Origin of the sequence: Diaphorobacter sp. LI3, assembly GCF_022807955.1 — a bacterium.
GTDB classification, from domain to species: Bacteria; Pseudomonadota; Gammaproteobacteria; order Burkholderiales; family Burkholderiaceae_C; genus Diaphorobacter; species Diaphorobacter nitroreducens.
On the sequence record NZ_CP094346.1, the window covers coordinates 150,690 to 176,124 of the forward strand.

Annotated in this window: 23 protein-coding genes; 13 read left to right on the top strand and 10 right to left on the bottom strand. The window is 69.1% G+C overall.

Translation table 11 applies throughout. From position 1 onward, the window contains the following. Nucleotides 1–8: 8 nt before the first annotated feature. The 7 genes from MRB47_RS00695 to MRB47_RS00725 all read right to left on the bottom strand — a co-directional run bounded on the left by MRB47_RS00695 (nt 9) and on the right by MRB47_RS00725 (nt 7,369). Nucleotides 9–878 carry an HpcH/HpaI aldolase/citrate lyase family protein gene (locus MRB47_RS00695; protein ID WP_252101613.1) on the bottom strand — a complete coding sequence of 290 codons (870 nt, stop codon included), beginning with the start codon at nt 876–878 and terminating at the stop codon, nt 9–11. 29 nt (nt 879–907) lie between these two features. Continuing rightward, nucleotides 908–1,285: a VOC family protein gene (locus MRB47_RS00700; protein ID WP_196994643.1), complete on the bottom strand. Its 378-nt coding sequence runs from the start codon at nt 1,283–1,285 to the stop codon at nt 908–910. 63 nt (nt 1,286–1,348) lie between these two features. Further along, a complete protein-coding gene (locus MRB47_RS00705) occupies nt 1,349–2,356 on the bottom strand; it encodes a tripartite tricarboxylate transporter substrate binding protein BugD (protein ID WP_252101614.1) in 1,008 nt (335 codons plus the stop codon). Between the two features lie 88 nt (nt 2,357–2,444). Continuing rightward, complete coding sequence (locus tag MRB47_RS00710; protein ID WP_252101615.1) at nt 2,445–3,809, bottom strand: MmgE/PrpD family protein; 1,365 nt, start codon at nt 3,807–3,809, stop codon at nt 2,445–2,447. Between the two features lie 50 nt (nt 3,810–3,859). Beyond that, nucleotides 3,860–5,050 carry a CaiB/BaiF CoA transferase family protein gene (locus tag MRB47_RS00715; protein WP_252101616.1) on the bottom strand — a complete coding sequence of 397 codons (1,191 nt, stop codon included), beginning with the start codon at nt 5,048–5,050 and terminating at the stop codon, nt 3,860–3,862. A 181-nt stretch (nt 5,051–5,231) separates the two neighbouring features. Further along, on the bottom strand, nt 5,232–6,392 hold the full coding sequence (locus tag MRB47_RS00720) for an acyl-CoA dehydrogenase family protein (protein ID WP_103736894.1): 1,161 nt from the start codon (nt 6,390–6,392) through the stop codon (nt 5,232–5,234). Between the two features lie 71 nt (nt 6,393–6,463). Further along, nucleotides 6,464–7,369, bottom strand: a complete 906-nt coding sequence (locus MRB47_RS00725) for a MaoC family dehydratase N-terminal domain-containing protein (protein WP_252101617.1) — start codon at nt 7,367–7,369, stop codon at nt 6,464–6,466. Nucleotides 7,370–7,562: 193 nt separating this feature from the next. On the opposite strand from MRB47_RS00725, the gene MRB47_RS00730 reads away from it, so the two are divergent. From MRB47_RS00730 to MRB47_RS00785, 12 genes are all read left to right on the top strand, one after another. Then, entirely contained in the window at nt 7,563–8,480 is a 918-nt protein-coding gene (locus MRB47_RS00730; protein ID WP_252101618.1) for an SDR family NAD(P)-dependent oxidoreductase, read from the top strand. A gap of 189 nt (nt 8,481–8,669) precedes the next feature. Then, nucleotides 8,670–9,563 carry a MaoC family dehydratase gene (locus MRB47_RS00735; RefSeq protein WP_252101619.1) on the top strand — a complete coding sequence of 298 codons (894 nt, stop codon included), beginning with the start codon at nt 8,670–8,672 and terminating at the stop codon, nt 9,561–9,563. Nucleotides 9,564–9,641: 78 nt separating this feature from the next. Continuing rightward, nucleotides 9,642–10,436: an enoyl-CoA hydratase/isomerase family protein gene (locus tag MRB47_RS00740; protein ID WP_252101620.1), complete on the top strand. Its 795-nt coding sequence runs from the start codon at nt 9,642–9,644 to the stop codon at nt 10,434–10,436. A 171-nt stretch (nt 10,437–10,607) separates the two neighbouring features. Continuing rightward, entirely contained in the window at nt 10,608–11,888 is a 1,281-nt protein-coding gene (locus MRB47_RS00745) for an acetyl-CoA hydrolase/transferase family protein (RefSeq protein WP_252101621.1), read from the top strand. Between the two features lie 66 nt (nt 11,889–11,954). Beyond that, the gene (locus tag MRB47_RS00750) at nt 11,955–13,163 is read left to right on the top strand and encodes an acetyl-CoA C-acetyltransferase (protein ID WP_252101622.1); all 1,209 of its coding nucleotides are present in this window, start codon (nt 11,955–11,957) and stop codon (nt 13,161–13,163) included. Nucleotides 13,164–13,422: 259 nt separating this feature from the next. Then, nucleotides 13,423–14,397, top strand: a complete 975-nt coding sequence (locus tag MRB47_RS00755) for a Bug family tripartite tricarboxylate transporter substrate binding protein (RefSeq protein WP_252101623.1) — start codon at nt 13,423–13,425, stop codon at nt 14,395–14,397. 1 nt (nt 14,398) lies between these two features. Further along, nucleotides 14,399–15,913, top strand: coding sequence for a class I adenylate-forming enzyme family protein (locus MRB47_RS00760; RefSeq protein ID WP_252101624.1), 1,515 nt, complete (start codon nt 14,399–14,401; stop codon nt 15,911–15,913). Nucleotides 15,914–15,930: 17 nt separating this feature from the next. Continuing rightward, nucleotides 15,931–16,908, top strand: a complete 978-nt coding sequence (locus tag MRB47_RS00765; RefSeq protein WP_011803596.1) for a tripartite tricarboxylate transporter substrate binding protein — start codon at nt 15,931–15,933, stop codon at nt 16,906–16,908. A 95-nt stretch (nt 16,909–17,003) separates the two neighbouring features. Further along, nucleotides 17,004–17,387, top strand: a complete 384-nt coding sequence (locus tag MRB47_RS00770) for a Zn-ribbon domain-containing OB-fold protein (protein ID WP_252101625.1) — start codon at nt 17,004–17,006, stop codon at nt 17,385–17,387. Then, nucleotides 17,384–18,592 carry a thiolase gene (locus MRB47_RS00775; RefSeq protein WP_252101626.1) on the top strand — a complete coding sequence of 403 codons (1,209 nt, stop codon included), beginning with the start codon at nt 17,384–17,386 and terminating at the stop codon, nt 18,590–18,592. The genes MRB47_RS00770 and MRB47_RS00775 overlap by 4 nt, the downstream gene beginning before the upstream one ends. A 26-nt stretch (nt 18,593–18,618) precedes the next feature. Further along, nucleotides 18,619–19,776, top strand: coding sequence for an acyl-CoA dehydrogenase family protein (locus MRB47_RS00780; RefSeq protein WP_252101627.1), 1,158 nt, complete (start codon nt 18,619–18,621; stop codon nt 19,774–19,776). Beyond that, a complete protein-coding gene (locus MRB47_RS00785; protein ID WP_411275719.1) occupies nt 19,773–20,195 on the top strand; it encodes a PaaI family thioesterase in 423 nt (140 codons plus the stop codon). The genes MRB47_RS00780 and MRB47_RS00785 overlap by 4 nt, the downstream gene beginning before the upstream one ends. A gap of 88 nt (nt 20,196–20,283) precedes the next feature. Here the strand turns inward: MRB47_RS00785 and MRB47_RS00790 are convergent, their stop codons facing one another. Next, on the bottom strand, nt 20,284–21,198 hold the full coding sequence (locus tag MRB47_RS00790) for a LysR substrate-binding domain-containing protein (protein WP_252101628.1): 915 nt from the start codon (nt 21,196–21,198) through the stop codon (nt 20,284–20,286). A gap of 128 nt (nt 21,199–21,326) precedes the next feature. Here MRB47_RS00790 and MRB47_RS00795 point away from each other — a divergent pair, with 128 nt between their 5' ends. After that, complete coding sequence (locus MRB47_RS00795) at nt 21,327–22,613, top strand: CaiB/BaiF CoA transferase family protein (protein ID WP_088888631.1); 1,287 nt, start codon at nt 21,327–21,329, stop codon at nt 22,611–22,613. A gap of 7 nt (nt 22,614–22,620) precedes the next feature. Here the strand turns inward: MRB47_RS00795 and MRB47_RS00800 are convergent, their stop codons facing one another. Both MRB47_RS00800 and MRB47_RS00805 read right to left on the bottom strand, forming a co-directional pair. Next, a complete protein-coding gene (locus tag MRB47_RS00800) occupies nt 22,621–23,601 on the bottom strand; it encodes a porin (RefSeq protein WP_252101629.1) in 981 nt (326 codons plus the stop codon). A gap of 352 nt (nt 23,602–23,953) precedes the next feature. Continuing rightward, nucleotides 23,954–25,258 carry a Glu/Leu/Phe/Val family dehydrogenase gene (locus MRB47_RS00805; RefSeq protein WP_011803604.1) on the bottom strand — a complete coding sequence of 435 codons (1,305 nt, stop codon included), beginning with the start codon at nt 25,256–25,258 and terminating at the stop codon, nt 23,954–23,956. Nucleotides 25,259–25,435 lie beyond the last annotated feature (177 nt).

Sequence of the window (25,435 nt, forward strand, 5' to 3'; positions counted from 1 at the left end):
ACGGTTACTCAGACCCTCGCCAGGCGCTGCAGCGCCCGCGCGTGGCGCAGCAAGGTCTGCTCGGCCTGCGCCAGCACTGGTGCATCGACCATGCGGCCGTCCAGCACGCACACGCCGCCGCCCGCCTGCTCTAGCGCCTGCCGCACGCGCTGCGCATGGGTCACGGCGGCCTCATCGGGGTCGAATGCGGCATGCAGCACTGGCACCTGCGCCGGGTGGATGCACAGCTTGCCGCCAAAGCCCATGCGCCGCGCGCGCTCGGCATCGCGGCCCATGCGCTCGGGGTTGCGCGTGTCCACCGTCACGCCGTCGATGGGCGCGGCCAGCCCCGCGCGGCGCGAGGCCAGCACCAGGGCCATGCGCACGGGCAGCAACTCCTGTTCGTCTTCGGCGCAGGCCATGCCTGCGTCCACCTGGAAGTCGAGGTGCCCGAAGGCCAGCCGCGCTACCTGGGGCGCGGCAGCCAGCGCGTCGGCGGCCGCCAGGCCCGCCACGCTTTCCACCAGCGGCACCAGCGCGGCGTGCAGCCCGGCGGCCTGGGCCACGGCCTGCAGGGTCTGCGCGCGCTCGGCCTTGGGCACCACGGCGCCGGCCAAGCCCTGGGCGGTGAGTTGTGCCAACGCCTGCAGATCGGCCGCAAACCAGGGGGTTGCCTCGCTGTTGATGCGCACCAGCAGCCGCGCGCGCTGCGGGGCCGGCAGGGCGGCCAGTGCGTCGGCCAGGGCGGTGCGGGCGCGTTCCTTGTCGGCGGGGGCCACGGCGTCCTCCCAGTCGGCAATCACCAGGTCGGCGCCGCTGGCCAGGGCCTTGGGCAGCCGCTCGGGCTGGGTGGCGGGAACGAAGAGGAAGGAGCAGGCGTGGCGCACGGAGTCGGGCATGGGAAGCAGGGAGGCGGGAACAGCGCGGGTCAGGCGTATTCCGAGATTTCGATCAGGTTGTGGTCCGGGTCGCGCACGTAGACCGAGAGGATGGGGCCGCGCGCGCCGGTGCGCTGCACCGGTCCGCATTCGATGGCAATGCCATGCTCGGCCAGGCGCTGCTGCACCTGCGCCAGCGGGATGGACGCAATGAAGCACAAGTCCAGCGCGCCCGGCAGGGGGTGCAGGGCCTTGGGCTCGAACTCGCGGCCCTGGATGTGCAGGTTGATCTTCTGCCCGTTGAACACAAAGGCCTTGCGGCCTTCGCCAAAGGTCTGCAGCGCCATGCCCAGCACGGTGCAGTAGAAGTGCACGCACTGCGCTTCATGGGCGGTGGTGAGCACGAGGTGGTCCAGCCGGTCGATCATGGGGTGCCTTGTGTCGCAAGCGCCCCGGCCGGCAGCGAGCCAGCCGGGGCAAAACGGGCGAGATTACTCCGCGCTCACGCCGGCGGCCTTGATGACCTTGTCCCAGCGCGCCACCTCGGCCGCCAGGTGCTTGCGCAGGCCTTCGGGCGTGGCCTTGTCGGGCGAGACCAGGTCGGAGCTCAGCTCGGCGATGCGCTTTTTCACGTTCTCGTCCTTGATCGCCACGTTCAATGCCTTGTTGAGCTTCTCGATCACGTCCTTGGGCGTGCCCTTGGGGGCGTACATGCCGTGCCACACCTTCACGTCGAAGCCCTTGAGGCCCTGCTCGTCCAGCGTGGGAATGTTGGGCATGGATGCCAGGCGCTGCGGCGTGGTCACGCCGAACACCTTGGCGCGCTTGCCGTCCTGGATCACGGGTGCGGTCTGCGTGGTCTGGTCGCACAGCAGGTCCACCTGGCCGCCCATCAGGTCGTTCATGGCCGGGCCGGCGCCCTTGTAGGGCACGGTGGTCAGCTTCACGCCCACCTGGTGCATGAACAGCATGCCGCACAGCTGCGACACGGCACCCACGCCTGCGTTGGCCAGCGACACCTTGTCCTGGTTCTTCTTCACGTAGTCCAGCAGCTCGGGGAAGGTGTTGGCCGGGAAGTCCTTGCGCGACAGCAGCGTCATGGGCACATCCAGCACCTGCCCGATGTACTCGAAGTCCTTGAGCGGGTCATAGGGCAGCTTCTTGTACAGCGCCGGGGCCGTGGCCATGCCCATGTGATGGATCAGGATGGTGTAGCCGTCGGGCTTGGAGCGCACGATGCGCGCGGGCGCCAGCGTGCCGCCCGCGCCCACGGTGTTCTCCACCACCACCGTCTGGCCCAGCGACTGGCCCATGGGCACGGCCAGCAGGCGCGCCACCACGTCGGTGGGGCCGCCGGCGCTGTAGGGCACGACCAGGGTGACGTTCTTTTCAGGCCAGGTGTTGGCGGCGGCAGGGCCGCCCAAGGCCAGCGCCGCGCAGGCCGCGGCGATGGCGCCGAAGGTGGTGCGTCGGGAAATCGGGGTGAAGCGTGCGGTCATGCGTATGTCTCCTTGTCGGTGGTGGTGAAGGGGGCGTCTTCTGCGCCCCTGGGGGGATCATGGGCCGCGGCGCAGGCGGGCCCGCCAGTCAGCCCAGCAGATGCTGCGTGCGCGGCCACTCCTGCACTTGCCACAGGCGCTGCACGGCCGCCCGGGCCTGCGCGTCGGACACCGCGCCGCCGTAGGCGGCCAGGCGCAGGGCCTTGGCCGTGAGTTCCTCGCGCGAGAGGGTGTTGCCGGGGTCCCCCTTGGGCTCTTCCACGCGCCCGGCCAGCGTGCGGCCGTCGGTCGTCTGCACGGTGACTTTGCCGATCCAGCGCTGCGGGTAAGCGGCGTCCACCTCGGGGTCCAGCACCATGCGCACCTTCTCGCGCAAGGTCACAGTGTCCGGGGCCAGGAACTGCTCGTCGAATTCGGTCAAACCCGCATGGCCAAAGCGTGCGGCCAATGCCAGCACCGTGCCCATGGAGAACTTGGACTGGTGCACCGTGGTGGGCGAGACCACCGGCCCCAGCACGTCGATGGCACCCTGGTGCACATGGCAGGTCACCTGTGCGATGTCGGCGGGCGCCAGGCCGTGCTCGCGCATCACCTGCTGCAGCGCGTCGGCGGCAGGGTGCGTATGGCGGCACGAGGCATGCCACTTGAACGATGTCTCGGCCGTGGCCCAGCGGGTGCCCAGGCCCTCGGTGAGCTTGGCCGGGTTGGCATCGCTGGACATGCCCGCGGCCAGGCCCTGCGGCCCGGTGAAGATGTCCTGCGCGCCGGTGAAACCGTCCTGGGCCAGGTAGGCGGACATCAAGCCGGCCGCGGCGGCGTGGGCCGTGTGCAGCTGCTTGCTGTCGGCCGCGGTGCGCAAAAATTCCCACAGCCCCGCCGACTGCGTGCCGGCCGAGCCAAAGGCGTGCTGCATCTGCGCGGGCGTGAGCTCCAGCAGGCGCCCCACGGCAGCGGCCGCCGCCAGCGTGCCGGCCGTGGCCGTGGTGTGGAACACCTTGTAGTGGCTGCGGCCCAGAAATTCGCCCACGCGGATGCCGACCTCGTAGCCCGCCACGCAGGCCGCCATGAGCTGCGCGCCGCTGGCGCCGATGCTTTGCGCCACGGCCAGCGCGGGCGGAAAGACCACGGCCGCCGGGTGGAACACCGAGCCGTTGTGCACATCGTCCTGCTCGGCCACATGGCTGGCCGCGGCGTTGGCCAGCGCGGCCATCATGGGGCTGCTGGTGGCGCCGTGGCCCATCACCTCGGCCGGGCCGCTGGCAGGGCCTTGCGACAGGGCAAAGCGCGTGATGCTGGCCACGGGCCGGGCGCGGCAGCCGGCCAGCACGGAGCCGAACCAGTCCACCCACAGGTCTTCGGTGCGGCGCTGCACGGGTGCGGGCACGTCGCTCCACTGCAGCGTGGCGGCAAACTGGGCCAGGGGATGGATGGTGACTTGGGTTTCTTGCTTCATTTCGGGCTCCCGGGCAGGCGTATCAAGCGCTAGCAGCTATGGTTTTTGCGTCAAAAAGGTTGCGGGGCCTGTAGGGCGTCGATCTGCTCGGCGCTCCAGCCCAGCTCGGCCAGGATGGCGGCGTTGTGCTGGCCCACGGCGGGCACGGCGTCCATGCGGTAATCGAACGCGCTGTTCACGCCGGGCGGCAGCAGCGCCGGGATGCGGCCCACGGGGGAATCCACGTCGCTCCAGCGCTGGCGTGCGGCCAGTTGCGGGTGCGCCCACAGGTCGGCCATGTCGTTCACGCGGGCGTTGGCGATGCCCGCTTGGTCCAGCCGCTCGACGACCTGGGCGGCGCTGAGCGTGGAGAACTCTTGCAGGATCAGCGCCTGCAGCGCGTCGCGGTGGGCGTTGCGCTGGGCGTTGGAACAGAAGCGTGCGTCCGTGGCCACTTCGGGGCGCTGCAGCACGGCGTCGCAAAAGGCCTTCCATTCGCGCTCGTTCTGCAGGCCCAGCATCACCGTCTTGCCATCGCCCGCCACGAACGGGCCATAGGGGTAGATGCTGGCGTGCGATGCGCCGGTGCGCGGCGGTGGCGGCGCGCCGTCGAAGGCGTAGTACATCGGATAGCCCATCCACTCGCCCATGGCTTCGAGCATGGACACGTCGATGTGGCTGCCCTCGCCTGTCTTGCCGCGCAGCAGCAGGGCCGACAGGATGTTGGTGTAGGCATACATGCCCGCGGCAATGTCGGCCACCGAGATGCCGGACTTGGATGGCGTCTCGGGCGTGCCCGTGACGGACAGGAACCCCGCCTCGCTCTGGATCAGCAGGTCATAGGCCTTCTTGTCGCGGTACGGCCCGTCGGCGCCGTAGCCGCTGATGTCGCACACGATGAGCTTGGGGTTGTGCGCCTTCAGGGCTTCGTACGACAGGCCCATGCGTGCGGCGGCGCCGGGCGCGAGGTTCTGCACCAGCACGTCGGCGGTCTTGAGCAGTTGCAGCAGCGCGGCCTTGGCCTGGGGCTGTTTCACATCGAGCGCCAGGCTCTCCTTGCTGCGGTTGATCCAGGTGAAGTGCGACGACTGGCCCTTCACGCGCTGGTCGTAGCCGCGCGCGAAGTCGCCGCTGCCGGGGCGCTCCACCTTGATGACGCGCGCGCCCAGGTCGGCCAGCTGGCGCGTGCAGAACGGCGCGGCCACCGCGTGTTCCAGCGAGATGACGGTGATGCCGTCGAGGGGGCGGATGTTTGGATTCATATCTCAGGACTTCTATCGAGCGGTGGCGCTGCCCGCGACGTTCGAAGCTGGCGCGACCCACACCAGCGGACGCCGCGCAAGGGCCTGGGCCGGCCGCGCCGCCGCGCTGGCGTCGTCCCCCTTCCCGCGCGAAGCGCGAGAGAAGGGGGAAGCGGCGCAGCCGCTCAGGGGGTTGTTCATCTCAAAACGAACGGGGCAAGCCCAGGATGTGCTCGGCCACGTAGCTGTAGATCATGTTGGTCGAAATCGGCGCCACCTGGTACAGGCGCGTCTCGCGGAATTTGCGCTCGATGTCGTACTCGCACGCGAAGCCAAAGCCGCCGTGGGTCTGCAGGCAGACGTTGGCCGCTTCCCAACTGGCCTTGGCCGCCAGGTACTTGGCCATGTTGGCCTCGGCGCCCGCGTTTTGGTGGGCGTCAATCTTCTCGCAGGCCTTCCAGCGCATCAGGTTGGCGGCTTCCAGCTCGATGAAGGCATCGGCAATCGGGAACTGCACGCCCTGGTTCTGGCCGATGGGGCGGTTGAACACCACGCGCTCCTTGGCGTATTTGCTGGCCCGGTCGATGAACCAGTAGCCATCGCCAATGCACTCGGCGGCGATCAGCGTGCGCTCGGCGTTCAGGCCGTCCAGCAGGGTCTTGAAGCCCTTGCCTTCTTCGCCCAGCAGCGCGTCCTCGGGGATCTCGAGGTTGTCGAAGAACAGTTCGTTGGTCTCGTGGTTGACCATGTTCAGGATGGGGCGCACGGTGAGGCCGTTGCCAATCGCCTGGTGCAGGTCGATCAGGAAGCACGACAGGCCGTCGGAGCGCTTTTTCACCTGGTCGGCGGGCGTGGTGCGCGCCAGCAAAATCATCAAATCGCTGTGCTGGATGCGCGAGATCCAGACCTTCTGGCCGTTGATGACCCAGCGGCCGTCTTTCTTGACGGCGCTGGTCTTGAGCTTGGTGGTGTCGCTGCCCGTGGTGGGCTCGGTCACGCCCATGGACTGGATGCGCAGCTCGCCCGAGGCAATCATGGGCAGGTATTTCTGCTTTTGCGCTTCGCTGCCGCTGCGCACGATGGCGTTCATCACGTACATCTGGCCGTGGCAAGCGCCGGAGTTGCCGCCGCTGCGGTTGATCTCTTCCATGATGACCGAGGCCTCGGCCATGGTCAGGCCCGAGCCGCCGTACTCCTGCGGAATCAGCGCGGCCATCCAGCCGGCCTGGGTCAGGGCATCGACAAAGGCCTCGGGGTAGGCGCGGGCCTCGTCGACCTTGCGGAAGTATTCGTCAGGGTACTGGGCACACAGAGCGCGCACGGCGTCGCGGATTTCCTGGTACTGGTCGGGCTGGTGGATCATGGTGGTTTTCAAGTGTTTTTGCTCTTTAGCGCTGATGCAGCAAGCGCCAGCAGCTATGGATTTGGTAGTGTTCAGGCCAACGTAGCCGTGCCCTGCATGGTCAGCCAGCCCTCGTGGTCCTGGGCCCACAGCTCCACGGTCTTGCCGTCGGCCGACGGCTTGCCGTGCACGCTGAACGGGTGCAGGTCGAAGGTGGGGCGCACGGCGCGGAAGTCGAACGTGAGCACCTGCGCGCCGGGCAGGCTGCGGCGCAGCAGGTCCAGCAGCAGCGTGGCGATCAGCGGGCCGTGCACGATCAGGCCGGGGTAGCCCTCGACCTCGGTCACGTACTTGCGGTCGTAATGGATGCGGTGGCCGTTGAAGGTGAGCGCGGAGTAGCGAAACAGCAGCACGTCGTCGGGCACGATGGTGCGCGACCAGGCGGCCTGGCCCTCCAGCGGCGGCTTTTGCGGCGTGGGCGCCGGGTCGCCGGGCTGGGCGGCGCTGCGGTAGACGATGTCGTGCTCCTCGGTGAGCGCCAGGCCCTGCGCGTTGCGGTACTGGTGCTCCACCAGCACGAAGAGCAGCTCGCCCGAGCGCCCGGCCTTGTGCTTGACGGACTGGATGGTGGAGGTGCGCTGCACCTGCTGGCCCACCTGCAGCGGGTTGGCACCATCCCCCTGCATTTCCCAGCGCAGGCGCCCGCCCGCCCACATGCGGCGCGGCAGCGGCACGGGCGGCAGAAAGCCCCCACGCTTGGGGTGCCCGTCCGGGCCGATCTCGCTCTGGCGCGCATGCGGCAGGAAGTACAGCCAGTGCCACAGCGGCGGCACGGTGGTGCCGGGGGCGGGCGCGGGGTCGTCGCGGTCCAGCGTGGCCGACAGCGCCGCGATGGGCGTGGCCGTGAGGGTGTCGCTCAGGGTTTCGCTTTGGCCCTGCCAGGTCTGCAGGTGCGCGAGCTGGGCGGTGTCGATGGTGGGTTCGGTCATGGTCGCCATCGTGCGGTCTGGCCGACACCCGCGCAATCCGCGTTTGTGAAAGCGCCTCTTCGGCGCCCATGAAGCCCCCGGGGTCTTCGCGCCGCTTTCATGGGGCCGAAGCCCGCCCTTGCGATTGCCGAATAGCGCGGGCGGCCCTTTGCCGTCATGCTCGCAGCCATTGATTTCCTATCGCAAACAAAGGACGACAGACATGGCGCAGAAGATGGTGCAGGACAAGGTGGTGGTGGTGACGGGGGCTGGCGGCGGCATCGGGCGCGACATGGCGCTGGCGCTGGCCGCCGCCGGGGCCAAGGTGGTGGTGAACGACATCGGCACCTCCACCACGGGCGAAGGCACCGACGCCGGCCCCGCGCAGAAGGTGGTCGAGGAGATCAAGGCCGCCGGCGGCCAGGCCGTGGCCAACATGGACAGCGTGGCCGAGGCCGCCGCGGCGGGCCGCATCATCCAGTGCGCGCTGGACCACTTCGGCCGCATCGACGGCGTGGTCAACAACGCGGGCATCCTGCGCGACCGGTTCTTCCACAAGATGAGCCTGGACGAGTGGGACGCCGTGCTGAAGGTGCACCTGTACGGCAGTTACTACATGAGCCGCGCGGCCGCCAACCATTTCAAGGAGCAGGAGAGCGGCGCCTTCGTGCACATGACCTCCACCTCGGGCCTGATCGGCAACTTCGGCCAGGCCAACTACAGCGCGGCCAAGCTGGGGCTGGTGGCGCTGTCCAAGTCCATCGCGCTGGACATGCAGAAGTTCCATGTGCGCTCCAACTGCATCGCGCCTTTCGCGTGGAGCCGCATGATCGGCTCGATCCCCACCGACACGCCCGAGCAGCAGGCGCGCGTGGCCAAGATCCAGCAGATGACGCCCAACAAGATCGCCCCGCTGGCCGTGTACCTGCTGTCGGACCAAGCCAAGGACGTGAACGCCCAGGTCTTCGCCGTGCGCAACAACGAAATCTTCCTGATGAGCCAGCCGCGCCCCCTGCGCTCGGTGCACCGCAGCGAAGGCTGGACGCCCGAGTTCATCGCCGAGCACGGCATGCCCGCGCTCAAGGCCTCGTTCGTGCCCATGGAGCGCTCGGGCGACGTGTTCTCCTGGGATCCTGTGTAAGCAGGGAACAACCCCCTGAGGCGCTGCGCGCCTTCCCCCTTCTCTCGCAGCGCTGCGCGCTCCGGGAAGGGGGACGCAGCCCTCGCTGCGGGGCGGCGCGGCAGGCCCAGGCCCTTGCTCGGCTGCCCTGGTGTGGGGCGCGCCAGTTTCAAGCGATGCAGGTGACGCGCAGCGTCATGGAGGAACGAAATGGCTATTGACTACCAACACCTGAAAAGCCGGGTTTTCCCGCCGGTGCACCAGCACTACACCGAGCGCGACACCATGCTCTACGCGCTCAGCCTCGGGCTGGGCAACGATCCGCTGAACGCCAGCGCGCTGCCCTTCGTCTACGAGGGGCTGGAAGGCGGCCTGCGCGCCCTGCCGTCGCAGGCCGTGGTGCTGGGCTACCCGGGCTTCTGGGCGCGCGAGCCGGACACGGGCATCGACTGGGTCAAGCTCCTGCATGGCGAGCAGCGCATGCGCCTGCACCGCCCGCTGCCCGCGAGCGGCGAGGTCGTGGGCCACAACCGCATCACGCACCTGACCGACAAGGGCGAGGGCAAGGGCGCCATCATGGTGACCGAGCGGCGCCTGGAAACCGCCGCCGGCGAGCTGCTGGCCACCGTGCAGCAGGTGACCTTTCTGCGCGGGGATGGCGGCTACAGCCAGCAGGGCGGCGGCCAGCCCAGCGACGCACCGCTGCCCGCACTGCAGCCCACGCCGCAGGACCGCGCGCCCGACTTCACCGACACCCAACCCACCCGCCCCGAGGCGGCGCTGCTCTACCGCTTGATGGGCGACTACAACCCGCTGCACGCCGACCCGGCCGTGGCCGCCAAGGCAGGCTTCGAGCGCCCCATCCTGCACGGGCTGGCCAGTTACGGCCTGGTGGCGCACGCGCTGCTGCGCCAGTGCTGCGGCGGCGATCCCGCGCGCCTCAAGGCGCTGGACATCCGCTTTGCCGCCCCCGTGTACCCGGGCGAGACGCTGGTGACCGAGATCTGGCGCGTGCCCGGCCAGCCGGCGCAGGTGCAGCTGCGCGCCCGTGTGCTCGAACGCGACAAGGTGGTGCTGAGCCACGGCTTCGCCGAACTGGCGTGAGCTATCAAAAAGTGAGCTGCCGGCGCTTCATAGGTAAGCGCTGGAGCTCGTTCTGAATCAAATACCCCGGAGCACGCCATGAGCGCATCCCCCGTGTTGACCTCCGTGCAGGACGGCATCGGCACCATCACCCTGAACCGCCCCGAGGCACGCAACGCGCTCAACCAGGCCATGCGTCCGGCCCTGGCCGCCGCCATCGCGCAGATGCGCGACGACGCGCAGGTGCACGCGGTCATCCTCACCGGCGCGGGCGGCGCGTTCTGCTCGGGCGGCGACATCTCGGCCATGCTGGACACCAGCCGCACCGGCCTGGCCTTTCGCAAGGGCATGCGCGAGCTGCACCAGTGGTTCCCCGAACTCGTGAACCTCGAAAAGCCCGTGATCGCCGCGGTGGACGGCCCGGCCTTCGGCGCGGGCCTGAGCCTGGCGCTGGCGGCCGACTTCGTGCTGGCCACGCGCCGCGCCAAGTTCTGCGCGGTGTTCGGCCGCATCGGCCTGATCCCCGACCTGGGCGCGATGCACCTGCTGCCGCGCATCGTGGGCCAGCAAAAAGCCAAGGAGCTGGTCTTCACCGCGCGCACCGTCGATGCCGAAGAAGCCAAGCAACTGGGCATGGTGTTCGACATCGTGGACGACGCCGCGGCGCTGACCGAGGCCGCGCGGGCGCTGGCGCGGCGTTTTGGCGAGGCCTCCACCGCCGCCATCGGCATGGCCAAGACCATCATGAACCAGTCCTTCGAGAGCGACGCGCGCACCATCGCCGAACTGGAGTCCTATGCGCAATCTGTGTGCCGTGGCTCCGACTACCACCAGGACGCGGTGCGACGGTTCAAGGACAAGCAGCCGCTGCGCTTCGACTGGGACAGGAAATGACTCCCCCTTGTGTCGCCTGCGGCGCCATCCCCCCAGGGGGACGACGCCAGTGGCCGGGCGAAGCCCGCTCCACGGCGTCCGCTGGCATGGCCTGCTCCGCGGCCATCGGACCGGTGCCGGCGCGCCAGTTTCATGGGTTGCGGGGGGCGCGCTGCGCCATGGATGCCTGATATGGGCGCATTGGCCGAACGCTTGCAGGCACTGATCCGCCCCGGCGACACGCTGTGGTGGGGCCAGGCCACGGCCGAGCCGCTGACGCTCACGCGCGCCGTGGTGCAGCAGCGCCACGCGCTGGCGCAGGGCAGGCGGCTGCGCGTGTTCGTGGGCATCGGCGCGTCGGACACGCTGCAGCCCGGGCAGGCTGACGCCATCGATTTCTTCGGCTATGCCGCGGGCGGGCCGCACCGCGCCCTGGCCCAGGCCGGCGTGCTGGACATCCTGCCCAGCCACTATTCCCATCTGCCGGGTCTGATCCGGGCGGGGGTGCTGCCGGTCGACGTGGTGCTGCTGCAGGTGTCGCCGCCCGATGCACAGGGCCGCTACAGCCTGGGGCTGGTGCAGGAATACCTGCCCGCCGCCATCGAGCGCGCGCGTGTGGTGATCGCCGAGGTGCACCCCGACGTGCCCTGGACCCACGGCGGCCTGCACCTGCAGGCCAGCGACTTCGCGCTGCTCATCGACGCCGAGCACCCGCCGCTGGACCAGAGCCGCAGTGCGCCCGGCCCGGTGGAGCAGGCCATTGCACGGCATGTGGCGCGGTGGGTGGAAGACGGCGCCACGCTGCAGCTGGGCATCGGCAACCTGCCCGAGGCCGTGCTGGCCGCGCTGCACGGCCACCGCGACCTGGGCCTGCACAGCGGCGCGGTGGGCGACGGCATTGCGGCCCTGGCCGAAGCCGGCGTGCTCACCAACGCCAGGAAGAGCCTGGACACCGGCGTGGGCATTGGCGGCATCCTCATGGGCGGCGAGAAGCTGCGCCGCTGGGCGCACCGCAACCCACAGATCGAGCTGCGCGGCACCGACTACACGCACGACCCCGGGGTGCTTGCCGCCAGCCACAAGCTCACCGCCATCAACGCGGCCATCGAGGTGGACCTCACCGGCCAGATCAACGCCGAGGTGGCCGCCGGCTGCTACGTGGGCGCCGTGGGCGGCGCGGTGGACTTCCTGCGCGGCGCCGCCTGCAGCAAAGGCGGCCTGCCCATCGTGGCGCTGCCCGCCACCGCCAAGGGCAAGACGCGCATCGTGGCGCAGCTCTCGGGCCCGGTGAGCACGCCGCGCAGCGACGCGGGCCTGATCGTCACCGAGCATGGCGTGGCCGACCTGCGGGGGCAGACGCTGTCGCGCCGCGTGCGCCGGCTGATCGACATTGCCGCCCCCGAACACCGCGCCGACCTGGAGCGCCAGGCCCACGACACGCTGCGCCGCTGTGGCGCGGTATTTCAAATTTGATAGCTATTAGCGCATGTCAGATAAGCGCTAGCGGCCATTTTCATTCATATTTCAAGGAGCAACACCATGCGCAGAGCCGCCATCGTCACCCCCGTCCGCACCCCCGTCGGCACCTTTGGCGGCAGCCTGCGGCCCGTGCCCGTCGAGGAGCTGGCCGCCACCACCGTGCGTGCCGTGGTCGAGAGGAGCGGCATCGACCCCGCACGCATCGACGACGTGGTGATGGCCCAGTCGTACGCCAACAGCGAGGTGCCCTGCGTGGGCCGCTGGGCCGCGCTGCAGGCGGGCCTGCCGGTGTCGGTGCCGGGCATGCAGTTGGACCGGCGCTGCGGCGGCGGCCTGCAGGCCATCGTCACCGCGTCGATGATGGTGCAGAGCGGCGCCGCCGACGTGGTGATCGCCGGCGGCGTGGAGAGCATGAGCAACATCGAGTACTACAGCACCGACATGCGCTGGGGCGCGCGCTCGGGCAACGTGCGCTTCTACGACCGCCTGGACCGCGGGCGCGAGCGCTCGCAGCCGGTGGAGCGCTTCGGCAAGATCTCCGGAATGATCGAGACGGCGGAGAACCTGGCGCGCGACTATGGCATTACGCGTGAGGAGGCCGATGCCTTCGCGCTGCGCAGCCACCAGCGTGCGGCCGCCGCCTGGGAGGCGGGCCGCTTTGCCGACGAAATCGTTCCCGTGCAGGTGCCGCAGCGCAAGGGCGAGCCGGTCACGTTTGCCCGCGATGAGGGCTTTCGCGCCGACGTCACGCCCGAGAGCCTGGCCAAGCTGCGCGTGCTGATGCCGAACGGCACCGTGACCGCCGGCAACGCCAGCCAGCAAAACGATGCTTCGGCCGCCTGCCTGATCGTTGCCGAAGACAAGCTGGCCGAGCTGGGCCTCACGCCCATGGCCACGCTGGTGGGCTGGGCGGCCGCGGGCTGCGAGCCCTCGCACATGGGCATCGGCCCGGTGCCGGCCGTGAAGAAGCTGCTCGCGCGGCTGAACCTGCGCATCGACGACATGGATCTGGTGGAGCTCAACGAGGCCTTCGCCTGCCAGGTGCTGGCCGTGCTCAAGGGCTGGGAATGGCGGGACCAGGATGCCATCGCGCACAAGCTCAACGTCAACGGCTCGGGCATCTCGCTGGGCCACCCCATCGGCGCCACGGGCGTGCGCATCCTGGCCACGCTGCTGCACGAGCTGCAGCGCCGCAAGGGCCGCTACGGCCTGGAGACCATGTGCATCGGCGGCGGCCAGGGCATCGCCGCGGTGTTCGAGCGCGTCTGACGCGCGGCGCTTGCACTGAGCGGTGGATCTGCTCCGCCGCAGACCGCCGCGTGTGACTGCGTGGCCTGGCGCCTTGCACGGCTGCGGTGCAAGGCGCGCGCCAGCGTGCGCGTTGTTGGCCTGGCCCTAAGGACACCTGAACCCCGGCTTTGGCAAAAGCAGATTCCCAGCGTGCGCACCGGGCCGCACCATTGCTGCCAACGCGCTGGCCCTCCGCCCCAGCGGTGCCCGCGTTACCTACAACATCAGGAGACACACCATGCCCGCTTCCCGTCGTCTCGCCACGGCCGCCCTGGCCCTGGCGCCTCTCGCCTTCGCTCTGCCTGCCGCCGCGCAGGACGGCCAGCCCGTGCGCCTCATCGTGGGCTATGCCGCGGGCGGCCCCGTGGACCAGGGGGCGCGCCTGTTCGCACCGGCGCTGTCCAAGGAACTGGGCATGCCGGTCATGGTGGAGAACAAGACCGGCGCCAACGCCACCATTGCCGGCAGCGAGGTCGTGCGCTCCAAGCCCGACGGCATGACGCTGTGGTTTGCGGCCAGCCCCACCATCACCATCAGCCCCAATGTGATGACCAAGATGCCGTTCGACCCGGCCAAGGACCTGACGCCTGTGGCGCCCATCCTGAGCTACTACAACGTGCTGGTGGTGAACAACAACGAGCCCTACAAGAGCGTGCGCGAGTTGGTGGCCACCGCCAAGTCCAATCCGGGCAAGCTGGCCTACGGCTCGGCCGGTGTGGGCGGCTCCAACCATCTGGGCGCGCTGCTGTTCGCCAAGCGCAGCGGCATCGAGATGAACCACATCCCCTACAAGGGCAACGCCCCGGCGATGACGGACGTGATCGGCGGCCAGCTCAACATGATGCTGGACATCATCAGCACCGCCAGCGCCTACATCCACAGCGGCAAGGTGCGCGCCATTGCCGTCACCTCGCCGCAGCGCAATGCCTCGCTGCCGGACGTGCCCACGTTCGCCGAGTCGGGCATCGACGGCCTCAAGGGCTTCGACGTGGGTGGTTGGTACGGCGTCTATGGTCCCAAGGGCATGTCGCCCGAGCTGGTGGCCAAGCTCAACAAGGCCGTCAATGCCGCGTTGCAGCAGCCCGAGCTGAAGAAGCGCTACAAGGAACTGGGCTACGACGAGTGGACCGGCGCGCCGCAGAAGCTGGCCGAGCGCGGCGCCCAGGAGCGCGCCATGTGGGCCACGGTGACCCAGGGCATCACCGTGGATTGAGATGGCAGAGCGCATCCATCACCTGCTGGACCGCTGGCTGGCCGAGGCGCCCGCGCGGCCCTTCATTCATCTGCCGGACGGCCGCAGCCTGAGTTTTGTCGACCTGGGCGCGCTCACCGACACGGCCGAGGCCGAACTGCGGGCCCTGGATGTGCGCCCTGGCGACCGCGTGCTGGTGGTGGCCGAGAACTGCCCCGAGCATGCTGCGCTGATCCTGGCCTGCAGCCGCGTGGGCGCCTGGTCCTGCGGCGTGAACGCACGCATGGCGCCCGCCGAGATCGACGCCTTCGTCGGCAAGGCCGATGCGCGCGTGGTGTTCTTCACGGCTGCGGCATCGCGCAGCGCTGCCGCGCATGCCCAGCGCTTTGCGGCGGTCGATTCCGCGCTGCCGGGCATGCAGCACGGCGCAGTTCTCCAGGACGCGCAGCCCGAGGCAGGTGCGCTGCGCGATACGGTCGCCTCGCTGATCTTCACCTCGGGCACCACGGGCCAGCCCAAGGGCGTGATGCTCACGCACGGTGCGCTGATCCACTTCGCGCGCGTGTCGGGGGCATCGCGTGCGCTGGGTCCGCAGGACCGCAGCTACGCCTTTGTGCCCATGACCCACATCTTCGGTCTGGGCACGGTGCTGATCAGCTCGCTGCTGGCCGGCGCGCAGCTCGTGATGCGTCCGCAGTTCGATCCCGACGACCTGCTGGATGCGCTGGCCCACCATGGCGTGTCGCAGCTACAGGGGCCGCCCGCGCTGTTCTCGCGCCTGCTGGCGCATCTGCAGGAGCGCGGCATCCAGCGGCCCGAGGCGCCGGCGCTGCGCTACCTCTACACCGGAGCGGGCCCGCTCGACCTGGCGCTCAAGCAGCGCGTGGAGGCCGCCTTCGGCCAGGCGCTGCACCACGGCTACGGCCTGTCGGAATACGCGGGTTCGGTGCACCTCACGCGCCTGGGCGAGCAGCGGCCCGACACCAGTGCCGGCTACGCCGTGGCCGAGGCCGAGGTGCGTGTGACCGACCCGGCCACGGGCGAGCCGCTGCCGCTGGGCGAGCGCGGCGAGCTGTGGGTCCGCGGCCGGGGGCTGATGCCCGGCTACTTCCGCGACCCCGCGGCCACGGCCGCGGTGATGCGCGAAGGTGGCTGGTACGCCAGCGGCGACCTGGGTGAGATGCATGCCGACGGCGCGCTGTTCGTCGTGGGGCGCCTGAAGGAAATGATCATCCGCTCGGGCTTCAACGTCTACCCCGCCGAGGTGGAGACCGCGCTCAACACCCACCCCAGCGTGCAGCGCTCGGCCGTGGTGGGCCGCACCGTGGAGGACGGCAACGAGGAGATCGTGGCCTTTGTGGAGTTGCGCTCCGGCGCCGCGCTGGATGCCGATGCCATGCAGTCCCATTTGCGCGAGCTGCTCGCGCCCTACAAGCGCCCGTCCCACATCGTCGCCCTGAGCGAACTGCCCACCAATACCAACGGCAAGGTGCTCAAGCGCACCCTGAAAGACCAGGCCTTGGGCCTGACCACCTGAACGATAGGAGACACACCATGCATTCCACCCCCTCCCGCCGCAGCTTCATCGCCGGCAGCCTGCTTGCCGCCGCCCATCCGCTGGCGGCGCTCGCGGCCGACCCCTGGCCCAGCAAGCCCGTGCGTTTCATCGTGCCGTTCCCGCCCGGCGGCCCGGTGGACACCACCGCCCGCGTCTTCAGCCACAGGCTGTCCGAGATCTGGAAGACGCCCACCGTCATCGACAACCGCGCTGGCGCGGGCGGCGTGGTGGGCGCCACGGCCGCCGCTAAGGAGGCACCCGACGGTTACGGCCTCTTCGTGGGTGCCATCCACCACTCGGTCAACCCCTCGTTGATGGGCAAGCTGCCCTACGACATCGAGAAGGACTTCGCGCCCATCAGCTTTGCCGCCATGTTCCCGGTGTTCATCGTGGCCCACCCCTCGGTGCCGGCCAACACCATCCAGGAGTTGATCGCGCTGGCCAAAAAGGGCACGCCGCTGGCCTATGGCTCGTCGGGCAACGGGGGCGGCACGCACCTGGCGGGCGAGCTGTTCAACATGGAGGCGGGGACCAAGCTGCAGCACATTCCCTACAAGGGCAGCGCCCCCGCGATGAACGACCTGCTGGGCGGCCAGGTGCAGCTCATGTTCAGCGACGCACCCACGGCGCTGCAGCACATCAAGAGCGGCCGCGTGAAGGTGCTGGGCGTGGCCAGCCGCCAGCGCTCGGCCATGCTGCCCGACGTGCCCACGGGCGTGGAATCGGGCCTGCCCGGCTATGAGGCGTATTCGTGGGCCGCGCTGTTCGCGCCCGCTAAGACGCCCCAGGCCGTGCTGGACAAGATCAACGCCGACTTCAACACTGCGATGAAAGACCCCGCCGTGCGCCAGCGCCTGCTGGACGCCGGCGCCGAGGCCGATCCCGGCACGCAGGAGCAGATGCGCCAGCGTCTGCGCGGCGAGCTGGACAAGTGGGCCAAGGTGATCAAGACGGCGGGGATCACGCCGGGTTGATGCCGCGGCGAAGACGCCCTTTCAGATTGTCGAATTGAAGTGATGCGGTGGCCGGGGCATGCTGTGCCTCGTACTCCGAAGACTCGAAGAATCCCATGCACCTGAGCGCACAGACCCACTACCAGGCCGAGCTGGATGCCGGCCGCTTTTGCCTGCAGCACTGTCCGCAGTGCAAGAACCACGTATTCACGCCGCGCGAGCTGTGCCCGCATTGCGGCGCCAGCCCGCTGCGCTGGGTGCGCGCCAGCGGCCTGGGCACCGTGTATTCCGCCACCACCATCGCGCGCAAGGCGGACGCGGGGGGCAACTACAACGTCGCGCTGATCGATCTGGATGAAGGCGTGCGCATGATGAGCCGCGTGGAGGGGGTGGCGCCCGAAGACGTGCGCATCGGCCAGCGTGTGCAGGCCCGCGTGGCGCAGAAGGATGGGCGCGGCCTAGTGCTGTTCCAGCCCACAGCGCAAGGGGGTGCCGCATGAGCCGCGTTCCGCAATCCCACTTGGACGCCGCCGCCGTGAACCGGCCGCTGCGCGGCCGCGCAGCCATCGTCGGCGCTGCCACCTACGGCTGCGGCGAGGCGCCCGGCATGGACGACATGACGCTGCTGGTGCGCGCGGCGCACGCGGCCGTGGCCGACGCGGGCCTGACCATGCAGGACATCGACGGCCTGGCCACCTGCAGTGTGAACGCCAGCATGTGGACCATGCCGGTGATCGAACACCTCGGTATCAACCCGACCTATGTGGACGGCACGATGATCGGTGGCTCCAGCTTCATCGCCCACCTGCTGCCCGCCATCCGCGCGCTGGAGGCCGGTCAGTGCAAGGCCGTGCTGGTGTGCTACGGCAGCGCGCAGCGCTCGGCCACCTTCGGGCGCAAGGAAAGCGTGGCCGCACGCCGCTTCCTGGACCCGCAGCCCTACGAATTTCCCTATGAGCCGGTGCTGCCCGTGTCCGCCTATGCGCTGGCCGCCGCGCGCCACATGCACGAATTCGGCACCACGCGCGAACAACTGGCCGAGGTGGCCGTGGCCGCACGTGCCTGGGCGCAGCAGAACCCCGAGGCGTTCATGCGCGACCCGCTCACCATCGAGGAAGTGCTGGCGGCCCGGCCGATCGCCAGCCCGCTCACCGTGCGCGACTGCTGCCTGGTGACGGACGGTGGCGGCGCTCTCGTGCTCACCCGCGCCGAGCGCGCGCGCGACCTGCCCAACCCGCCCGTCTATGTGCTGGGCAATGCCACCGCGATCTGGAACCGCCAGATCTCCTGCATGCCCGACCTGACGACCACCGCGGCAGCGCAGTCGGGCGCCCAGGCCTTCGCGATGGCGGGTTTGCAGGCCAAAGACATGGACATGGCCCAGGTGTACGACGCTTTCACCATCAACACCCTGCTGTTCCTGGAAGACCTGGGCTTCTGTGCCAAGGGCGAGGCCGGCGCCTTCGTGCAGAACGGCGGCATCGCGCCCGGCGGGCGCCTGGCCGTGAACACCAACGGCGGCGGCCTGTCGTGCGTGCACCCGGGCATGTACGGCATCTTTGCGCTGATCGAGGCCGTGCGCCAGCTGCGTGGCGAGGCCGGCGCGCGCCAGCTATCGCGTCATGACACCGCCGTGGTGCATGGCAACGGCGGCACGCTGTCCAGCCAGTCCACCGCCGTGCTCGGCACCGCCGACACCCTCTGAACCCGCATACCGAAGAAAGAACCCTCATGATCCGCGACCCAGACATCCTGGAAGCCCTGCTCGACAGCGTGCGCCGCTTTGTGCGAGAACGCCTGGTGCCGGCCGAGAACGAAGTGGCCGAGACCGATGAAATTCCCGAGTCCATCGTGCAGGAGATGCGCGAGCTGGGCCTGTTCGGCATGACCATTCCCGAGAAGTTCGGCGGCCTGGAGCTGACGATGGAGGAGGAGTGCCGCGTACTGTTCGAGCTGTGCCAGACGGCGCCGGCCTTCCGCTCGGTCATCGGCACCACCGTGGGCATCGGCTCGCAGGGCATCCTGATGGATGGCACGCCCGAGCAGCAGGCCCAGTGGCTGCCCAAGCTGGCCACCGGCGAGGTCATCGCCTCGTTCGCGCTGACCGAACCCGAGGCGGGATCGGACGCCGCATCGCTGCGCACCACGGCCATCAAGGACGGCGACCACTACATCGTCAACGGCACCAAGCGCTACATCACCAATGCGCCGCACGCCGGCATGTTCACGCTCATGGCACGCACCAACCCGGCCGACAAGGGCGCGGGCGGCGTGTCCTCGTTCATCGTGGACGCCAAGACGCCCGGCATCAGCTTTGGCAAGTACGACAAAAAGATGGGCCAGCGCGGCGCCCACACCTGCGACGTGATCTTCGACAACGTCAAGGTGCCGGCGGCCAACCTCATCGGCCTGCAGGAGGGCCGCGGCTTCAAGACCGCCATGAAGGTGCTGGAAAAGGGCCGCATCCACATCGCCGCGGTGGCGGTGGGCGTGGCCCAGCGCATCCTGCGCGACGCCCTCGCATATGCCCTGGAGCGCAAGCAGTTCGGCCAGCCCATCTGCGACTTCCAGCTGGTGCAGGCCATGCTAGCCGACAGCCAGGCCGAGCTGTACGCCGCCGAGTGCATGACCATTGACGCCGCGCGCCGCCGCGACGACGGGCACAACGTCTCCACCGAGGCCTCGTGCGCCAAGATGTTTGCCACCGAGATGTGCGGCCGCGTGGCCGACCGTGCGGTGCAGATCCTGGGCGGCGCAGGCTACATGGCCGAGTACAGCATCGAGCGCTTTTACCGCGACGTGCGCCTGTTCCGCCTGTACGAGGGCACGACGCAGATCCAACAGATCATCATCGCGCGCAACATGGTGCGCGCGGCGCGCGCCGCATGAGCGGGGCGCGGCCGCTGGTGGACCGCAGCGCCTTCATGCGCCTGATCGGCGCCGCGCAGGTGCCGGCGCCGCCGGGCAAGGTGCAGGTGCGCCTGCCGCACCTGCGCGAGGAACTGCTCAACCAGTTACCCGCTGCGCATGGCGGCGTGGTCATGGCGCTGCTGGATTCCGTGATGTCGCGCGCCGCAGGCGAGCTGCCCGAGGCGCCCTCGCAGACCGCGGTGACGGTGGAGATGAGCAGTCGCTTTCACCGCCCGGGGCGCGGCGCGCTGCTGGCCGAAGGCTGGGTGGTGCATGCCACGCGCAGCCTGTGCAGTTGCGCGGGCCAACTGCTGGACGAGGACGGCCAGCTCGTGGCCACCGCACACGGCACCTTCAAGTATTGGCTGGCGCCGACCACGCTTGATTCAAAAAAGTGAGCTGCTAGCGCTTGTCTAGCAAGGGCTAGAGGCCAATTTCACTCAAAGATCGCGCGGGCCGCTGCCGCTGCCGCTGCCGCTGCGGCGGTCACTCCAGCTGCAGCCGCCCATGCGCATCGGCCACCAGCAGGTCCACCAGTTCCTGCGCAAAGCTGGGCAGGGCCTCCATGCTGCGCACGCAGATCTGCATCTCGCGCACCGACCAGGCGTCCGACAGCGGCACGATGGCGATGTCCATGGCCTGCGCATGGCGGCTGGCGGCGGACTCGGGCAGCACGCCCACGCCCACGCCGGCCTCGATCATGCGGCAGGCCGTCTCGAAGTTGCCGACCTGGATGCGCAGTTTGATCGGGCGGTGCAGCTGGTCGCTGGCGTGGCGCAGGAAGGCATGGATGGCGCTGGATTCGTGCAGCCCCACGTAGTCCAGCTCCAGCGTGTCGGCAAAGTCGATCTGCATCTCGCCGTCGAGGGCGTGGCCCTTGGGGACCACCAACACCAGCCGGTCGCGGCGGTAGGGCAGGGTCTCCAGGTTCTCGGTGCGCACCAGGCCGGCGACGATGCCGATGTCGGTCTGCCCCTCGGTCACGGCGCGCACGATGTCGTGCGACAGGCGCTCGCGCAGGTCGATGTTCACGTCGGGGTTGCGGCGCAGGAAGTGCCGCAGCACCGGCGGCAGGAATTCGCCCAGAGAGGTGGTGTTGGCGAACACGCGCACATGGCCCTTGATGCCGCGCACGTATTCCTGCATGTCGCCGCGCAGGTGTTCGATCTGCCCGAGCACCATGCGCGCGTGGGACACGAAGGCCTGGCCCGGCGGTGTGAGCGTCACGCCCTGGCTGGTGCGGTACAGCAGCTTGGTGCCGATGCTTTCTTCCAGGTTCTTGATGCGCGTGCTGGCCGCCGGCAGGGAGATGAAGGAGAGTTCCGCGCCGCGCGTCATGCTGTTGGCGTCGGCGATGTGCACCATCAGGCGCAGATCCACAAGATCGAAATGCATGGCCATGGCCGGCATTGTAGAAAGCGCTGGATACCCTGGCGGCCCTGCGTGAACGCCAGCTTTCACAAATGCAAAGCCGCGGCGCCGAGTCGGGCCGTACCATGCGCCTTCCGCTCGGCAACCACCGCCTGTCCATGACCACCCCTGATTCCTCATCTTCCCCAGGCGCAGGCCGCGCCGGCGCGCTCGGCCATCTGCGCGTGCTCGACCTATCGCGCGTGCTGGCCGGCCCGTGGTGCACCCAGAACCTGGCCGACATGGGCGCCGACGTGATCAAGATCGAGAAGCCCGGCGATGGCGACGACACGCGCCACTGGGGGCCGCCGTTCTTTCCCGATGCCGACGGCCAGCCGAGCGAACACGCCTGCTACTTCGCCGCCTGCAACCGCAACAAGCGCTCCGTCACCGTGGACATGGCCACGCCCGAGGGGCAGCGGCTGATCCGCGAGCTGGCCCAGCAAAGCGATGTGGTGGTGGAGAACTTCAAGACCGGCGGCCTCAAGCGCTACGGGCTGGACTACGAAAGCCTGTCGGCCCTGAACCCGCGCCTGATCTACTGCTCGGTCACCGGCTTCGGCCACACCGGGCCGTATGCGCCGCGGGCCGGCTACGACCTGCTGATCCAGGCCATGAGCGGCCTGATGAGCATCACCGGCCATGCCGATGGCGAGCCTGGCGGCGGCCCGATGCGCGTGGGCGTGGCCGTGATCGACCTGTTCACCGGCATGTATGCCACCACCGCCATCCTGGGTGCGCTGGAGGCGCGCCACCGCACGGGACGCGGCCAGCACATCGACATGGCGTTGCTGGACGTGGCCATGGCGGTGCTGGCCAACCAGGGTGCGGGCTTCCTCAACGCCGGCAACATTCCGAAGCGCCAGGGCAACACCCACCCCAGCGTCGTGCCCTACCAGGACTTTCCCACGCAGGATGGCAACATGCTGCTGGCCATCGGCAACGATGGGCAGTTCGCGCGCTTTTGCGAAGCGGCGGGTACCGACTGGGCCGGCGACGAACGCTTTGCCACCAACGCCGGCCGGGTGACCCACCGTGAGACGCTGATCCCCCTGATGGCCGCCCTCACGCGCACGCGGCCCACGGCCGCCTGGATCGCGCTGTTGGAGGACAAGGCCGTGCCCTGCGGCCCGATCAACCACGTCGGCCAGGCGTTCGACGATGCGCAGGTGCGCGCACGCGGACTGCGCGTGGAGCAGCAGCGCTACCCCGGCGCCCAGCCGCCGGCCGGCGAGGTGGTCAACCGCGTGGTGACCACCGCCAGCCCGCTGCGCTTGTCCGATACGCCCGTCACCCTGCGCTATGCCCCGCCCGCACTGGGTCAGCACACCGACGAGGTGCTGCGCGAGCGGCTGGGGCTGGATGCCGCGCAACTGCAGGCGCTGCGCGCGCAGCGCGTGCTCTGAGGCAGCGTCAGAAGGCGTGGGCCACGCCCACGCCGAACGCCGTGCGCGAGGGGTTGTGTTCGTAGCGCTGGTGCCCCAGGCTCGCGTAGAGCATGGTGCGCTTGGACAGGTGGTACTCCGCCCCCAGTGACGCCATGTGGTGGGTCACCCCGTCGTTCAGCCGCTGGCGGCCATAGCTTGCGCGCAGCGTGGTGACACCCAGGGCGTAGCTGCCGCCCACCGACACCATGCGCGACGTATCGGGGCTGCTCCCCGCGCGGCTGTGGTCGTAGGCCATCATCAGCGTGGCGGCGCCCAGGCGGTAGAGACCGCCCAGGAACAGGTCCTTGTCACCGCTGCCGTTGCGCTCGTAGCCCACCATGGCGGCCGCCGGGCCCTGGTCGTAGTTCAGTGCCACCGAGCCGCCGCGCCCGTCGCGGCCGGGTGCCTGGGTGCGCTCGGTCGAGGCGCTGGCATTGAACGAGAAGCCGTCCCAGGTGGGCGAGTCGTAGTAGATGCCGTTGGTCATGCGCCCGTACTCCGCGGCCCCGTTGTTGCTGGCGCGGTCGGTGGGCGTGTAGTAGTGGGCCATGTGCCAGGCGGTGGAGGCAATGCGGTTGAAGTTGGAGAAGGCGTCGAACTTCCATTCCTGGCTCCACATCGCGCTGAGGGCGCGGCCCAGGCGCAACTGGCCCCAGCCGCCTTGCAGGCCCACGGTGGATTCGTCATGCCAGAAGGGCTTGCTGCCCGCCCCTTCGGATTGCCCCGTATCCAGCTCGAAGCGTGTGCTCAGGCGGAAGTTGGCCTTGAGGCCACCGCCCAGGTCTTCCGTGCCGGCCACCGCCAGATGGCTGCGCTGGATCGTCCCCAGCTTGCGGGTCTTGTCGTAGTCACGAAAGACGCCGGTGTCCAGATAGCCGCTGATGGTCACTTGCGACTGCGCGGCGGCCGGCAGGGCGAGGGCGGCGAGGGTGGCAAAACTGAGAGGCAGGCATTGAGACATGCGCATCCTGGGGAGACTCCTTGTGTGATGAAACGCCCTGCCGCTCCCTCGCGGGGAAGGCATGGGCGTGGCGCTGCCGCAGGCAGCAGGGAGAGCAATGAAACTGGCCATCGCAGGAATGGCCAGCGCGATGACGCGCCCGGCAGACGGTTCGGGATTCCAGGTGGCCACAGGGACTGCGGCCTGCCCGAACAAAAGGGCGCATGCAGGCCGCCAAGGGCAGTCTGCACGGCCGATTATAAAAATGGGGTGCGCGCGCGCCATCCGCGATGTCCCGTATGCGCGTGCGCCGGGGCCGGGAAGGGCAGGCAAAGAAAAAGGCGGCCCGCAGGCCGCCTTGCGCACGGAGCGGGCCGTTTCAGGGGTATAGGCCGCGCATCTCGCGCGCATGCAGGATGCGCTTGCAGGCCACGATGAAGGTCGCCGTGCGCAGCGTGACCTTGTTCTCCTGCGCCACCTGCCACACGCCAGCGAAGGCCTCTTTCATGATGCGCACGAGGCGGGCGTTGATCTCGTCCTCGGTCCAGAAGAAGCTGGAGAAGTCCTGCACCCACTCGAAGTAGCTGACCGTCACGCCGCCGGCGTTGGAGATCACGTCGGGCAGCACCAGTACGCCCTTGTCGTTGAGGATGTCGTCGGCCTCGGGGGTGGTGGGGCCGTTGGCGCCCTCGATCACCATCTTGGCCTGGATCCGTCCCGCGTTGTCCTTGGTGATCTGGCTCTCCAGCGCTGCGGGGATCAGGATGTCGCAGGCCACGCCCCAGAAGGCGTCGTTGGCCATGGGCTCGGCGCCGGCGAATCCGCCCACGCCGCCGGTTCGCTGCACGTGCGCCAGCAGCGCCGGCACGTCCAGACCCTTGTCGTTGTGGATGCTGCCGGTGTGGTCCTGCACCGCCACCACCTTGGCGCCGGCCTCGGCAAACAGCTTGCCGGCCGTGCCACCCACGTTGCCAAAGCCCTGCACGGCCACGCGCGCACCCTCGATGGCCATGCCGGTCAGGCGCGCGGCCTCCACGCCCACGGTGAACACGCCGCGGCCCGTGGCCTCCACGCGGCCCAGCGAGCCACCCAGGTCCACGGGCTTGCCCGTGACCACGCCGGTGGCGGTGGTGCCCACGTTCATGGAATAGGTGTCCATCATCCAGGCCATGACCTGGGCGTTGGTGTTCACGTCGGGGGCGGGAATGTCCTTGGAGGGGCCGATGATGATGCCGATTTCGCTGGTGTAGCGGCGCGTCAGGCGCTCCAGCTCGGCCTTCGACAGGGTCTTGGGGTCGACGCGGATGCCGCCCTTGGCGCCACCGTAGGGCACGTTCACGGCCGCGTTCTTGATGCTCATCCAGGCCGACAGGGCCATGACTTCGGACAGGGTCACGTCCTGATGAAAGCGCACACCGCCCTTGCCCGGGCCTCGGCTGACGTTGTGCTGCACGCGGTAGCCCTCGAAGTGGGCGATGGTGCCGTTGTCCAGCTCAATGGGCACGTCCACGATCAGCGCACGCTTGGGGCGCTTCAGCGTCTCCACCCAGCGCGCCAGGCTGCCCAGGTAAGGGGTGACGCGGTCGATTTGCTGCAGATACACCCCCCAGGGGCCGAGGTGGTTGGGGTCCAGATACGACGGCAGCGCGTGGGTGGGAAGGGGTGGGTTGGGGGTGTTGGACATGCGGAATTCCTTGGGGAATGTCTACCAAGCGAAGCACTTTATGCCTGTCGCCCAGGGCTGTCCAACGCCGCCATGTTTCCATCTAATGCATTCGATGCATAACCTTGCCATGCCCGCGTCTTGGTGAAATTTGCTCCTTTAAAAGGAGCTGTTGGCGCTTGCCATGCAAGCGCTAGA

What these genes read in the sequence shown, in the direction of transcription:
- MRB47_RS00695 (WP_252101613.1), bottom strand. Translation starts at nt 878, where the DNA reads ATGCCCGACTCCGTGCGCCACGCCTGCTCCTTCCTCTTCGTTCCCGCC.
- MRB47_RS00700 (WP_196994643.1), bottom strand. Translation starts at nt 1,285, where the DNA reads ATGATCGACCGGCTGGACCACCTCGTGCTCACCACCGCCCATGAAGCG.
- MRB47_RS00705 (WP_252101614.1), bottom strand. Translation starts at nt 2,356, where the DNA reads ATGACCGCACGCTTCACCCCGATTTCCCGACGCACCACCTTCGGCGCC.
- MRB47_RS00710 (WP_252101615.1), bottom strand. Translation starts at nt 3,809, where the DNA reads ATGAAGCAAGAAACCCAAGTCACCATCCATCCCCTGGCCCAGTTTGCC.
- MRB47_RS00715 (WP_252101616.1), bottom strand. Translation starts at nt 5,050, where the DNA reads ATGAATCCAAACATCCGCCCCCTCGACGGCATCACCGTCATCTCGCTG.
- MRB47_RS00720 (WP_103736894.1), bottom strand. Translation starts at nt 6,392, where the DNA reads ATGATCCACCAGCCCGACCAGTACCAGGAAATCCGCGACGCCGTGCGC.
- MRB47_RS00725 (WP_252101617.1), bottom strand. Translation starts at nt 7,369, where the DNA reads ATGGCGACCATGACCGAACCCACCATCGACACCGCCCAGCTCGCGCAC.
- MRB47_RS00730 (WP_252101618.1), top strand. Translation starts at nt 7,563, where the DNA reads ATGGCGCAGAAGATGGTGCAGGACAAGGTGGTGGTGGTGACGGGGGCT.
- MRB47_RS00735 (WP_252101619.1), top strand. Translation starts at nt 8,670, where the DNA reads ATGGCTATTGACTACCAACACCTGAAAAGCCGGGTTTTCCCGCCGGTG.
- MRB47_RS00740 (WP_252101620.1), top strand. Translation starts at nt 9,642, where the DNA reads ATGAGCGCATCCCCCGTGTTGACCTCCGTGCAGGACGGCATCGGCACC.
- MRB47_RS00745 (WP_252101621.1), top strand. Translation starts at nt 10,608, where the DNA reads ATGGGCGCATTGGCCGAACGCTTGCAGGCACTGATCCGCCCCGGCGAC.
- MRB47_RS00750 (WP_252101622.1), top strand. Translation starts at nt 11,955, where the DNA reads ATGCGCAGAGCCGCCATCGTCACCCCCGTCCGCACCCCCGTCGGCACC.
- MRB47_RS00755 (WP_252101623.1), top strand. Translation starts at nt 13,423, where the DNA reads ATGCCCGCTTCCCGTCGTCTCGCCACGGCCGCCCTGGCCCTGGCGCCT.
- MRB47_RS00760 (WP_252101624.1), top strand. Translation starts at nt 14,399, where the DNA reads ATGGCAGAGCGCATCCATCACCTGCTGGACCGCTGGCTGGCCGAGGCG.
- MRB47_RS00765 (WP_011803596.1), top strand. Translation starts at nt 15,931, where the DNA reads ATGCATTCCACCCCCTCCCGCCGCAGCTTCATCGCCGGCAGCCTGCTT.
- MRB47_RS00770 (WP_252101625.1), top strand. Translation starts at nt 17,004, where the DNA reads ATGCACCTGAGCGCACAGACCCACTACCAGGCCGAGCTGGATGCCGGC.
- MRB47_RS00775 (WP_252101626.1), top strand. Translation starts at nt 17,384, where the DNA reads ATGAGCCGCGTTCCGCAATCCCACTTGGACGCCGCCGCCGTGAACCGG.
- MRB47_RS00780 (WP_252101627.1), top strand. Translation starts at nt 18,619, where the DNA reads ATGATCCGCGACCCAGACATCCTGGAAGCCCTGCTCGACAGCGTGCGC.
- MRB47_RS00785 (WP_411275719.1), top strand. Translation starts at nt 19,773, where the DNA reads ATGAGCGGGGCGCGGCCGCTGGTGGACCGCAGCGCCTTCATGCGCCTG.
- MRB47_RS00790 (WP_252101628.1), bottom strand. Translation starts at nt 21,198, where the DNA reads ATGGCCATGCATTTCGATCTTGTGGATCTGCGCCTGATGGTGCACATC.
- MRB47_RS00795 (WP_088888631.1), top strand. Translation starts at nt 21,327, where the DNA reads ATGACCACCCCTGATTCCTCATCTTCCCCAGGCGCAGGCCGCGCCGGC.
- MRB47_RS00800 (WP_252101629.1), bottom strand. Translation starts at nt 23,601, where the DNA reads ATGCGCATGTCTCAATGCCTGCCTCTCAGTTTTGCCACCCTCGCCGCC.
- MRB47_RS00805 (WP_011803604.1), bottom strand. Translation starts at nt 25,258, where the DNA reads ATGTCCAACACCCCCAACCCACCCCTTCCCACCCACGCGCTGCCGTCG.